The sequence below is a fragment of the Clostridium culturomicium genome (assembly GCF_000821305.1).
Taxonomy (GTDB): Bacteria; Bacillota; Clostridia; order Clostridiales; family Clostridiaceae; genus Clostridium_J; species Clostridium_J culturomicium.
The window spans coordinates 312,032-323,966 of the sequence record NZ_CCXK01000013.1 but is presented as its reverse complement, the minus strand read 5'-3'; the positions used below and the strand labels follow the sequence as shown (position 1 = coordinate 323,966).

At 31.9% G+C, this 11,935-nt stretch carries 11 protein-coding genes and 1 other annotated feature; of the genes, 1 reads left to right on the top strand and 10 read right to left on the bottom strand.

What is annotated here, in order from left to right:
* Positions 1 to 28 precede the first annotated feature (28 nt).
* The 10 genes from typA to nifU form a co-directional block, all read right to left on the bottom strand.
* Positions 29 to 1,855 carry a translational GTPase TypA gene (gene typA / locus BN1075_RS03445; protein ID WP_040191633.1) on the bottom strand — a complete coding sequence of 609 codons (1,827 nt, stop codon included), beginning with the start codon at positions 1,853 to 1,855 and terminating at the stop codon, positions 29 to 31.
* 337 nt (positions 1,856 to 2,192) lie between these two features.
* Positions 2,193 to 3,860, bottom strand: a complete 1,668-nt coding sequence (locus tag BN1075_RS03440) for a ribonuclease J (RefSeq protein ID WP_040191632.1) — start codon at positions 3,858 to 3,860, stop codon at positions 2,193 to 2,195.
* Between the two features lie 226 nt (positions 3,861 to 4,086).
* Positions 4,087 to 4,530: a Fur family transcriptional regulator gene (locus tag BN1075_RS03435; protein WP_040191630.1), complete on the bottom strand. Its 444-nt coding sequence runs from the start codon at positions 4,528 to 4,530 to the stop codon at positions 4,087 to 4,089.
* A gap of 40 nt (positions 4,531 to 4,570) precedes the next feature.
* Positions 4,571 to 4,834, bottom strand: a complete 264-nt coding sequence (locus BN1075_RS03430; RefSeq protein ID WP_040191629.1) for a DUF1292 domain-containing protein — start codon at positions 4,832 to 4,834, stop codon at positions 4,571 to 4,573.
* 103 nt (positions 4,835 to 4,937) lie between these two features.
* Positions 4,938 to 5,351 (bottom strand): Holliday junction resolvase RuvX, encoded by a 414-nt coding sequence (ruvX, locus tag BN1075_RS03425; protein WP_040191628.1) that lies wholly within the window; start codon positions 5,349 to 5,351, stop codon positions 4,938 to 4,940.
* Between the two features lie 196 nt (positions 5,352 to 5,547).
* On the bottom strand, positions 5,548 to 5,799 hold the full coding sequence (locus BN1075_RS03420) for an IreB family regulatory phosphoprotein (protein ID WP_040191627.1): 252 nt from the start codon (positions 5,797 to 5,799) through the stop codon (positions 5,548 to 5,550).
* Positions 5,800 to 5,860: 61 nt separating this feature from the next.
* On the bottom strand, positions 5,861 to 8,506 hold the full coding sequence (gene alaS / locus BN1075_RS03415) for an alanine--tRNA ligase (RefSeq protein ID WP_040191626.1): 2,646 nt from the start codon (positions 8,504 to 8,506) through the stop codon (positions 5,861 to 5,863).
* Positions 8,507 to 8,602: 96 nt separating this feature from the next.
* Positions 8,603 to 8,776 (bottom strand) — a binding site (T-box leader).
* A gap of 152 nt (positions 8,777 to 8,928) precedes the next feature.
* Positions 8,929 to 9,963, bottom strand: coding sequence for an AI-2E family transporter (locus tag BN1075_RS03410; RefSeq protein WP_040191625.1), 1,035 nt, complete (start codon positions 9,961 to 9,963; stop codon positions 8,929 to 8,931).
* Positions 9,950 to 10,468, bottom strand: coding sequence for a PRC-barrel domain-containing protein (locus BN1075_RS03405; protein WP_040191624.1), 519 nt, complete (start codon positions 10,466 to 10,468; stop codon positions 9,950 to 9,952). Before BN1075_RS03405 ends, BN1075_RS03410 begins: the two co-directional genes overlap by 14 nt.
* 204 nt (positions 10,469 to 10,672) lie before the next feature.
* Positions 10,673 to 11,074 carry a Fe-S cluster assembly scaffold protein NifU gene (gene nifU / locus BN1075_RS03400; RefSeq protein ID WP_040191623.1) on the bottom strand — a complete coding sequence of 134 codons (402 nt, stop codon included), beginning with the start codon at positions 11,072 to 11,074 and terminating at the stop codon, positions 10,673 to 10,675.
* A 425-nt stretch (positions 11,075 to 11,499) separates the two neighbouring features.
* Here nifU and BN1075_RS03395 point away from each other — a divergent pair, with 425 nt between their 5' ends.
* Positions 11,500 to 11,904 carry a hypothetical protein gene (locus tag BN1075_RS03395; RefSeq protein WP_040191622.1) on the top strand — a complete coding sequence of 135 codons (405 nt, stop codon included), beginning with the start codon at positions 11,500 to 11,502 and terminating at the stop codon, positions 11,902 to 11,904.
* Positions 11,905 to 11,935 lie beyond the last annotated feature (31 nt).

Below are 11,935 nucleotides of genomic sequence, written 5' to 3'. Positions count from 1 at the left end.
ACTATACCCCCATGATATCTACTTTCACTTACTTCTTTGAAGCAGCCGCTCTTTTTCTCATAGTTGGATCTAAGATTTTCTTTCTAAGTCTGATAGTTTTTGGTGTAACCTCAACAAGCTCATCTGAACCAATGAATTCAATACATTGCTCTAGAGACATATTTGGTACTGGTATTAATTTTAAAGCATCATCTGAACCAGATGCTCTTGTATTAGAAAGGTGTTTTTTCTTACATACGTTAACTTCTATGTCTTCATTTCTAGAACACTCTCCACAAACCATACCTTGGTATACTGGAACTCCAGGTCCTATGAATAATCTACCTCTCTCTTGTGCATTAAATAGACCATAACTTACTGATTCACCAGATTCGAATACCACTAATGAACCTCTGCTTCTCTCTACTATGTCGCCTTTATATTTCTCATAACCATCTAATACGTGGTTCATGATTCCATTTCCTCTTGTTTCAGTCATGAATTCGTTTCTTAAACCGATTAATCCTCTTGAAGGAACTCTGAATTCAAGTCTTGTATATCCATTAACTGCACTTGTCATGTTTACCATTTCTGCTTTTCTTGGTCCCATTTTCTCCATAACAACACCCATGTACTCTTCTGGTACGTCCATTGTTAAGTTTTCAATCGGCTCTAAAAGCTCACCATTTTCATGCTTGTATATAACTGTTGGTTTAGAAACCTGGAACTCATATCCTTCTCTTCTCATTGTTTCTATAAGAATTGAAAGGTGAAGTTCTCCTCTTCCACTAACTTTGAATGAATCTGCAGAATCAGTTTCTTCAACTCTTAAACTTACGTTTGTTTCAAGCTCCTTCATTAATCTATCTCTTAAATGTCTAGATGTAACAAATTCTCCATCTTGACCTGCAAATGGTGAATTGTTAACAATAAAGTTCATGTTTAGTGTTGGCTCGTCAATTTCTACAAATGGAAGAGCTTCCGGACATGCAGCATCAGCTATAGTTTCTCCTATGTGAATAGCTGGAATTCCTGATATAGCAACTATATCTCCAAGCTTAGCTTCTTCTACTTCCACTCTCTTTAATCCATCATAAGTATAAACGTTAGATATTTTTACATTTTTCTTAGTTCCATCTTTAGCAATTTGCGCTACAGTCTGGTTCTTTTTAATTACTCCTCTTTCGATTTTACCAATTCCAATTTTACCAACGTACTCATTATAGTCTAATGAAGTTACAAGCATTTGTAATGGCTCATCAACATATCCTTTTGGTGGGTTAACTGTTTCAATTATAGCCTCGAATAATGGAACCATATCAACTGGCTCGTCTTCAAGCTCTGCTGTAGCAACACCATTTCTTGCTGAAGCATAGATAACCTTAAAGTCTAACTGCTCATCAGTAGCCCCTAACTCAACGAATAAGTCAAATATCTCATCAATAACTGCTTCTGGTCTAGCATCTTTTCTATCTATTTTATTGATAACAACCATTGGCTCTAATCCAAGCTCAAGAGCCTTTTTTAGAACGAACTTAGTTTGTGGCATTGCACCTTCATAAGCGTCAACAACAAGTAGAACGCTGTCAACCATTTTAAGTACACGTTCAACCTCTCCACCGAAGTCAGCGTGTCCAGGAGTGTCTATAATGTTAATTTTAACATCATTGTACATTACTGCAGTGTTTTTAGAAAGAATTGTAATTCCTCTTTCTCTCTCTAAATCATTAGAGTCCATTACTCTTTCCTCAATAGCTTCATTCTCTCTGAAAACCTTACTTTGCTTTAAAAGAGCATCAACTAGTGTAGTTTTACCGTGGTCAACGTGGGCAATGATAGCAATGTTTCTTATATCTTCTCTTGTATATAAATTCATATTATTCCTCCAAAATTTTTTTATCATATGTCTTATTTTTTACAAAATAAAATTGGATACTAAGGTATCCAATCAAAATCAACTATTTCAATTCTAATATTATGTTGAATAAAAGTCAATGAAATTAAAAGTTTATTCAATTCCAACATAGAATAGATTTAACATTAATTCCTGTTAATTGCATACAGGATATCATCTTTTTGGCTATCTTATTATAATATTCCTAACTCATATAATTTAAGTTTTTAGTTTATTCCATTTATATATTAAGCTTTAAGCTTCAGTTAAAGTTTTTACTGAAGCTTAAAACTTTAATTTTCTATTAGATTTATACTTACTAAACTTCCATAATTATAGGTAATATCATTGGACGCCTCTTAGTTTTTTCATATAGATATACTCTAAGAGCCTCTCTAATACTCGATTTAATAGTAGGCCATTCAGTAATTCTCTTTTCTTCGCATTCTTCCAATGCATCTCTTACAACTTCTCTAGCTTTCTCCATTAAGTCCTCTGATTCTCTAACATATACGAAACCTCTAGATATTATATCTGGCCCTGCTACTACAGTACCTGTGCCTTTACCCAGTGTAACTACTACTGTTAATATTCCATCTTGAGATAAATGCTTTCTATCTCTTAGAACTATATTTCCTACGTCTCCAACTCCAAGTCCATCCACAAAAATTTGCCCTGAAACTACTGTTCCTGACTTTCTTATAGATGACCTGTTAACTTCGATAACGTCACCAATCTCCCCTATATAAACATTTTTCTCTGGTAAGCCCAGCTTAACAGCTAATTCTCCATGCTGTTTTAAATGTCTATATTCCCCGTGTACAGGGATAAAGAATTTTGGTTTAACTAAAGTCTGCATAAGTTTAAGCTCTTCTTGGTAAGCATGCCCTGAAACATGGACTTCTGCTAATGACTCATATATTACATCTGCACCCTTTTTAAATAACTGGTTGATTACTTTTGAAACAAGCTTTTCATTACCAGGTATTGGCGATGCAGAAATAATAACCAAATCGCCCTCTTGTATATTTACTTTTTTATGCTCTGAAGCAGCCATTCTCGAAAGTGCCGCCATAGGCTCTCCCTGGCTTCCTGTAGTTATCATAACTATTTCATCATCACGATACTTATTTATTGCATCAATACTTATTAAAGCATCTTCATCAATATTAATGTATCCAAGCTCAATGGCAACAGCTATAATATTTTCCATACTTCTTCCTGAAAGTGCAACTTTTCTTCCATAATTTCTTGCTGCAGTAATAATTTGTTGAACCCTATGAATATTAGATGCAAAGGTTGCAACTATTACCCTACCCTTTGCACGATGAAAAATTTTCTCAAAACTTTCACCAACTATACTTTCTGACATACTATATCCTGGTCTTTCAACGTTAGTACTATCAGCTAAAAGCACTGTAACACCCTTCTTGCCTAACTCGGCAAATCTAGCTAAATCAGCTACTTCACCATCTATAGGTGTAAAGTCAATTTTGAAATCTCCTGTATGAAGCACAACCCCTAGTGGTGTGTGTATGGCAATAGCTACGGAATCTGCAATACTATGATTGGTTTTAATGAACTCTACAGATACATTATTTAGCTTTACAATATCTCTAGGTTTAACCTCTCTCATATCTACTACACCCAATAAGGCGTGTTCCTTCAGCTTACTTTCAACAATTCCTAATGTAAGCTTGGTTCCGTATATAGGTACATTAATCTGCTTTAAAACATATGGAAGCGCTCCAATATGGTCTTCATGAGCATGAGTTAAAAATATTCCTGTAACTCTCTCAAGGTTTTTTACAAGATAGGTTACATCCGGTATTACTACGTCAATTCCTAACATCTCATCATCTGGGAATTTAAGTCCGCAGTCTATTACAACTATATCATCTTTATACTCAATAGCCGTAAGGTTTTTCCCTATCTCATTTAATCCACCAAGTGGAATTATTTTAATTTTATCTTTTTCTTTTTTCAAAATTCTACCCTCCTTTTCTTATAATTCTTGATTTTTATCATTATTATAATACGATAAAAATCATAAATTGTTTTGTCCCTTTTTTGAAGAAATTTAATTTTGAAGTTTAGTTACAATAACTCTTGGAATTATTCCTATAGAATTATGTGCTCCTCAGCTCGCTGAGGAGCATTAAGTTCAAATCAAATCACTTCTTTAAAGAAATTATATAAATATCTTCCTAATTTTATTTGGAAGAACAATTATCACATATTCCATAAAATTTCAAACTATGATTTTTGATTTTAAAATTATACTTGTTTTCAACGATATGTTCTAGTTCCTCTAAAAGATCACCTTCAACTTCAATGACAGCGCCACAATTTTGACATACCAAATGATGATGCTGATGACCTTCATCCTCATCACAAAGTTCATATCGGCTACATCCATCATCTAAATCTAGTTTGTAGATCACACCCATTTCTTCTAGCAATTGAACAGTTCTATAAACTGTTGCAAGTCCAATTTCAGGGCAATTTACCTTTACCAGGTCATAGATTTCTTCAGCTGTAAGGTGGCTGCCTTCATTCTTTATAATTTCATCAAGTATAGATCTTCTTTGAGGTGTTAATTTATAACCTTTTTCCTTTAGTGATACTTTTAAGCTCTCTATTTTTTCACTAGACATAAACTACAACCCCTTTCTATCTTCGGTGAAATCCGTAGATTTACTCTATTAATCCTTCTTCATATAACGCTTCAAAAGCTTCATTAACCATGTTGAATTCTTCATCATCTTCTACAGTTGCAAAATACTCTTCTCCTGCTTCATCAACAACAACTTTTAATGCTAGTGCATCTTCACCGTTATCTTCTACTGGCGCAACAATAAAATATTCAGCACCTTCTATATCTAATTTTGTTATTACCTCAAACTCTACATCATTTCCTTCTTCATCTGTAAGTGTTATGTTTTCAAATAATTCGTCCATTTTAATCCTCCTAAATTTAACTTTTTTCTCTATAACGTACCACCTTTATAGTGATTATTATTCACATTTATATAAACTATGTATCAACAATAAAAATATAAAGTTACTTGCTTAGACTATCTAAATAGCCTTGTAATATGTATGTAGCTGCAATTTTATCAACTAACCCTTTTCTTTTTTTTCTAGACATATCAGCTTCCAGCATTACTCTATGAGCCGCCATAGTTGTTAGTCTTTCATCCCAAAATTTTATTTCAATATCAGTATGTTCACTTAATGCAGCGCAAAATTTTTGAACCTTTTCAGCTTGCTCTCCAATTGTTCCGTTCATATTTTTAGGAAGTCCTGATATAATTGTCTCAACTTGATATTCATTACAAAATTCTAGTATTTTTTCTATATCCTGCTCTTCCTTTTTACGTCTTATTGTTGTTATACCTTGAGCTGTAAATCCTAATGGATCACTAATTGCAACTCCAATAGTTCTATCTCCAACATCTAATCCAAGTATTCTCATTCTTTTCTCCTTGATATAATTAACTGAATAATTATATTTAAACTATAATTTATACACATAATAAAACGTAAAAATATTCACGATAATTCAAATGTGAATTTATCCATTTATAAAATAAACTTAATTGTTACTTATAAGGATTATATTCCATTTTATTATGTGTAACTTTAAAATAAAAATGCCTATACAGGCATTTTTATTTTATTTCTAGATAAGATTTTAAAACTTCTTCTAATATATCGTCTCTCTCTAGTTTACTAACTAATGCTCTTGCTCCGTTATAATTGGTTATATATGTTGGGTCACCAGATATAAGATATCCAACTAACTGATTCACTGGATTATAGCCTTTCTCAATAAGGGCATTATATACATCAGTTAAAATAACTTTTGTCATGTCCTTTTTACTCTTCATTACATCAAACTGAACTGTATTTTCTTTATCCATTTAATCACCCTCTTAACCTTACTTTTTTTATATTATACCATTAACGCAGACAAAAAGTATACTATTTTACTAAAGTTTCTACTATACTTCCAACTTTAGAAATCGCTTCATCTAATTTTTCAGGAAACTTTCCACCAGCTTGAGCCATATCTGGTCTTCCACCACCGCCTCCACCAGCGATGATTGCAACTGCCTTAACAATTTTCCCTGCATGCGCACCTTTTGCTACTGCTTCTTTAGTTGCCATAACAACAAATTGAACTTTTCCTGAAACTCTGCTTCCTAAAACTACTATACCTTCTGATATTTTATTTCTTAATTTATCACAAAGATTTCTAAGTGCATCTCCTTCAATATCATCTAAAGCTGCTGTAACAACTTTCACTCCGTTAACTTCTACAGCATTTGCTAAAATTTCATCTTCTACACCACTAGTTAATTTTTCTTTTAAACCTTGGATTTCCTTTTCTTTTTCTTTAAGCGTTGCTAGTAATCCAGCTACTTTATTTAATAAATCTTTTTCACCACATTTTAAAGTTGAAGCTACTTCTTTTAAAAGCTCTTCTTTATCATTTACATAAGCTTCTGATTTCATACCTGTTATAGCTTCTATTCTTCTTACCCCTGCAGCTACCCCTGTCTCACTAAGAATTTTGAACAATCCTATTTCTCCAGAGTTTTTAACGTGAGTTCCACCACAAAGCTCTTTACTGTAATCTCCAACTGAAACAACTCTAACATCTTCCTTATATTTATCATCAAATAAAGCTACTGCTCCATTTGCCTTTGCTTCCTCTATTGACATTATATCAGTTGAAACCTCATACGCTTTAAGAATTTCTTCATTCAACATTTTCTCTACTTCTTTAAGCTGTTCTGATGACATTGCAGAGAAGTGAGTAAAGTCAAATCTTAATCTATCTCCATCTACATATGAACCTGCTTGATTTACATGATCACCTAACACTTCTTTTAAAGCTTCATGAAGCATGTGAGTTGCTGTATGGTTTTTGCAAATATTATTTCTTAATGTCGTGTCTACAATTAATTCAACCACTTCATCAACTTGAAGTTCACCTTTAACCATCTCTACAAAATGAAGAATGTGTCCTCTTGTACTTTTCTTACAGTCATAAACTTTGCCTTCGAAATTAGAACTTCTAATTATTCCAGCATCTCCAACCTGACCTCCCATTTCTGCATAGAAAGGTGTCTTATCAGTAACAATTACAACCTTTTGTCCTATTGAACATGAATTTATAAATTCATTCTCGCAAACTATAGATAAAACCTTACCTTGGCATGAAGTAACATCATATCCTAAAAACTCTGTAGTAATTTCCATAGGAATATTATTTAAAGCTCCTTCATCATTACCCATGTAATTGGAAGTACCTCTTGCAGCTCTTGCTGTATTTCTCTGATTCTCCATTTCCTTATGGAATCCTTCAAAATCTATTTTTAATCCTTTTTCTTCTAAAAGTTCCTCGGTAAGCTCTACAGGGAAACCGAAAGTATCATAAAGCTTAAATGCTTTTTCACCACTTAATGTATCTGTTCCTTCTTCTTGCATTTCCTCAATAAACCCTTTAAGTATTTCCATGCCCTGATCTATAGTTTCAGCAAATCTGTCTTCTTCAAGTCCTATTACCTTCTTGATATAATCTGCCTTCTCCATAAGTTCTGGATAAGCTGATTTAGAGCATTCTATAACTACATCACAAAGATTATTTAAGAAAGTTCCATCAATACCAAGAACTCTGCCATGTCTAGCTGCTCTTCTAAGAAGTCTTCTTAAAACATATCCTCTTCCTTCGTTTGATGGAAGTATTCCATCACCTATCATGAAAGTAACGCTTCTAATATGGTCTGTAATAATTCTTATTGATATATCAAGATTTTTATCCTCTTTATACTTAACACCAGATACTTTTGAAATCTCGTCAATAATGCTTCTCATTGTGTCAACCTCAAAGATATTATCAACACCTTGCATTATTGTTGCAATTCTCTCAAGTCCCATACCTGTATCAATATTTGTATTGCTTAATTTTTCGTAATTTCCTTTTCCATCACCTTCAAATTGAGTAAATACAAGATTCCAGAATTCTATAACTCTATCCTCATCTCCCGCCTTAACAAACTCTTCTGCAGTTTTAATTTGAGGAAGGTCTGATCTTCTATCAAAGTGAATCTCTGTGCAAGGACCACATGGACCAGCTCCATGCTCCCAGAAGTTATCTTCTTTACCTAATCTAAATATTCTTGATGGGTCAATATCTGTTTTTGAAACCCAAATCTCATATGCCTCATCATCTTCAAGATATATAGTTACATATAGTTTTTCCTTTGGAATTGCTAAAACTTCAGTGATATACTCCCAAGCCCATGGAATTATTTCACTCTTAAAATAATCTCCAAAAGAAAAGTTTCCTAACATTTCAAAGAATGTACCATGTCTGGATGTTTTTCCAACATTCTCAATATCTCCTGTTCTTATACATTTTTGACATGTAGCAATTCTTTTATTCGGTGGAGTTTGAATCCCTGTAAAATATGGCTTTAACGGTGCCATACCTGCATTTATAAGTAATAGACTTTTATCATTTTTAGGAACTAAAGGAAAACTTCCTAAAACTAAATGTTCCTTTCCCTCAAAGAATTTCAAATAACTTTCTCTGATTTCATTTAAACCCATGTTTTTCATGTTATAATTCCTCCTAATTCTTTATATAGTTTAGTTTTTTATTCTTTCAAGCTAAAAAACTTATTTTTGAATATAAAAAAACTCTCATCCCCCTAAACAAGGGACGAAAGTTTATCCGCGTTACCACCCTAATTATATCAGCTATACAGCTGATATCTCTTAATTAATTATAGCTCCGAGACAGCTTCACTATGTTTCACCGAAAGTTTTCACCAGCCACTTTCTCTCTGAAGGTTTCCCATAATTACTAATTCTCATCATTGCTTTATATATACTTTTAAATTTACTAAATTAGTTTCACTATGCAGAGTTATACATTAACAACACCACTCCATCAATATACAAAGAACTTCTATGTATAGATAAGTGAAACTTATAGATAAATTATATGTATGATTGTTTAAAATGTCAATGATTGAGTTTTAAAATAAATAATATTCTAACTCCCCAACTGCTATCTTCCCCATCACCCATAAAGGTATAACTAATATCATACCTACTATGCCCCCAATACTCCCCCCTAAAATAAGGAGTAAAAGAATTGTTACTGGATGAGAATCTACTGTTTCTCCAACAATTTTAGGTGATATTATATCCCCTTCTAACTGTTGGATTATAAAGAGCAGAATTGTAACAACTATAGCTTTTTTAGAAGATACAATAAGAGAAATTAAGACTATTGGTATAGCCCCAATGATAGGACCAAAATAGGGTATTATATTAAAGATTGCATTTAGTAATGATAAAACAAAAGCATACCTAATACCGCATAGTGTTAAAGCGATAAAGGTTAATACCCCAATAATACCACACAGCTCAAACTGAGTTATTATATACCGCTCCATCACCTTATCAATGTGCTTCAGCATTCTTTTAACTAAGAATTTATTTTTAAAAGGAATATATTTCATCATACCTCTTGAAATTGTTTCTCCATCACTTAAAAAGAAATAAACCAATACTGGTATTGTAAACATTAAAAAGATATCATCAGTAATTGCTATTATTTCTTGTATAAACGTCTCCGCCATATTCACAAGTATAATTTGAATTTTATCTGTAAAATTACTCATTATATCCTTAACAAAAGAATTTTCTGAAACAGCAACCAAACTTCTTGTAACCCCTTCATAGTAGCCTTGAATCTTACCTAATATATCTATAAAGGTTGCTCCCTCATTATAAATCCAAGGAACTAAGACAGCTATTATAAGTACTAAAAAACCAACAATAGTAAGTATAACAATAACTGAACTAATCTTTCGATTTATACCTAGCTCTGTTAACAGTTTCTGAAAAGGCCTCATGCTATAACTGATAATAAATGATATTATTACAAGTCCCATTAGCTGCTTAAATATAGGATATTTATTTAATAGAAATATTACACAAAATAAAAATGTGATAAGGATTATGCTTCTTATAATTAGTTGTTTGTTAACTTTAAGCTTTTTCATAATATACGTCTCTGTAATGATTTTTTCTATTTCCTATAATAGGCATGCATTCCAATGTTATTCTTGGATTCTCTCCTATATAAAAAATATATTCTTCACCAATTATAAGCTCCTTAAGCAGTAAAATCCTTCTACTTTTAAACATACTCCACAAATTATAATCTCTAATAGATATTCCTTTGATGGTAAATTCTTCATCATCAAAAATTATCTCACTTACTAAGCCTAATATATTAAAGCACTTATCCACTACATACATATTCATAATGGAAGAAAATTCAATGAATTTACTTTTTGCAGTATCCTTAACTATTAACTGATCTCTTTGATATATAATATCGTCTTTTAATACATTGAAGCCCTTTTTCATAATTTTGTATGGATTTATTTTAAAACCAACAACTTCACTCTTTCCAAAATCCACAAGCAAATCTTTTATATATCCAATTTTTTCTCCACTTATGTTCATTACATCCTTATATAAATAATCTCTGCTTTTGGCCATATTCTACACCTGCCTAAACAATATTACCTATATACTTACCCTTTTATATAAAGATTATTCTATGGACAAAGCACTTGATTTTAAGATATATTACATTAGTGCTAGCATATACTCCACAATACCTTCCCCCTAAAACTTTTACTCTTAGTTAATTATACTCTTCTATAAAATAATATCTTCAATTTCATAATGAACATTTTTAACTTATTCCTCCCACTTATCTGGATATACTTCTAACCCCATTGATTCCCTATAATTATTTATTGCTTTATGTATTGTTTGTTCTGCTAAAACTGAGCAATGAATTTTAGAAGATGGAAGGCCATCTAAAGCCTCTATTACTGATTCATTAGTAATTGCCCACGCCTCCTCTATAGTTTTACCTATAACCAATTCTGTGGCTATACTTGATGATGCTATTGCTGACCCACAGCCAAAAGTCATAAACTTAGCTTCCTTTATTATATCATCCTTTATTATAAGATAAATTTTCATTATATCCCCACACTTTGCATCTCCACACTCTCCGATACCATTTGCACCTGGAATTATTCCAACATTTCTTGGTGAGTAGAAATGCTCCAAAACCTTATCACTATATTCCATAATATCACCCCTTCATTATATATATTAAAGATATCACTTCTAAGAAAATTTTCCAACATTTATTAAGGAAACTCCTTCTCTTTTCATTCAAAGGAGTAAGTTCGTATTGACCAAATCAAAGATTTGGATACTTACTTAAGGAAACTCCTTCTCTTTTCATTCAAAGGAGTAAGTTCGTATTGACCAAATCAAAGATTGAGATACTCATTCAAGGTAATTTATTCCTTAGTTTTTATAATTTAATATGATTAACTTCTTCATCAATACAATAGGATATTATTAGAACTAGTTATAATATTAAGTCTATTATTAGCATTAATTTCCTACACTTCACTTTTAATTTCGACACAGAAAATTCTAAAAAAATATTATAATGAAACCATAGCAGCACATAAACTATATTATTTTGCAATAGGGGTGTTAAAATGGACAAAATAAATAAACAAAGGGAACTATGTGAAGAAGCAGTAAAACTTATAGGTGAATTTTCTAAGGAAGCAGGTTTTATTAACGAATGTCAGATAAGCCATATTCAATCTACATATTCTAATGGAATTATTACAATATTCAACAATGACGGAGATAACATCCAATACTCAATCAGCGAAATTAGCTATCTATTTCAGGATAAAATTATAGATTTCTGGCCGCTTGGAAATAGGTTTTTCTTTGATGTTGAATGTCTTAAAGCTAGCGCTTTAAAATATTATTCACACTTAGATAAAATAGAATTTATTGAGTACATCGGTAATCTTCATTATACAGAGCTACGTTGTAATGAAATAATCCAACAGCTTAGAGAAATAGAATTAGCAACATTAAATCTATAATAAAAAAACACTGAAAATCTAAGAATTTTCA

Coding starts and splice junctions, on each gene's coding strand:
- typA (WP_040191633.1), bottom strand. CDS start 1,855: ATGAATTTATATACAAGAGAAGATATAAGAAACATTGCTATCATTGCC.
- BN1075_RS03435 (WP_040191630.1), bottom strand. CDS start 4,530: ATGTCTAGTGAAAAAATAGAGAGCTTAAAAGTATCACTAAAGGAAAAA.
- BN1075_RS03430 (WP_040191629.1), bottom strand. CDS start 4,834: ATGGACGAATTATTTGAAAACATAACACTTACAGATGAAGAAGGAAAT.
- ruvX (WP_040191628.1), bottom strand. CDS start 5,351: ATGAGAATACTTGGATTAGATGTTGGAGATAGAACTATTGGAGTTGCA.
- BN1075_RS03420 (WP_040191627.1), bottom strand. CDS start 5,799: ATGGATAAAGAAAATACAGTTCAGTTTGATGTAATGAAGAGTAAAAAG.
- alaS (WP_040191626.1), bottom strand. CDS start 8,506: ATGAAAAACATGGGTTTAAATGAAATCAGAGAAAGTTATTTGAAATTC.
- BN1075_RS03410 (WP_040191625.1), bottom strand. CDS start 9,963: ATGAAAAAGCTTAAAGTTAACAAACAACTAATTATAAGAAGCATAATC.
- BN1075_RS03405 (WP_040191624.1), bottom strand. CDS start 10,468: ATGGCCAAAAGCAGAGATTATTTATATAAGGATGTAATGAACATAAGT.
- nifU (WP_040191623.1), bottom strand. CDS start 11,074: ATGGAATATAGTGATAAGGTTTTGGAGCATTTCTACTCACCAAGAAAT.
- BN1075_RS03395 (WP_040191622.1), top strand. CDS start 11,500: ATGGACAAAATAAATAAACAAAGGGAACTATGTGAAGAAGCAGTAAAA.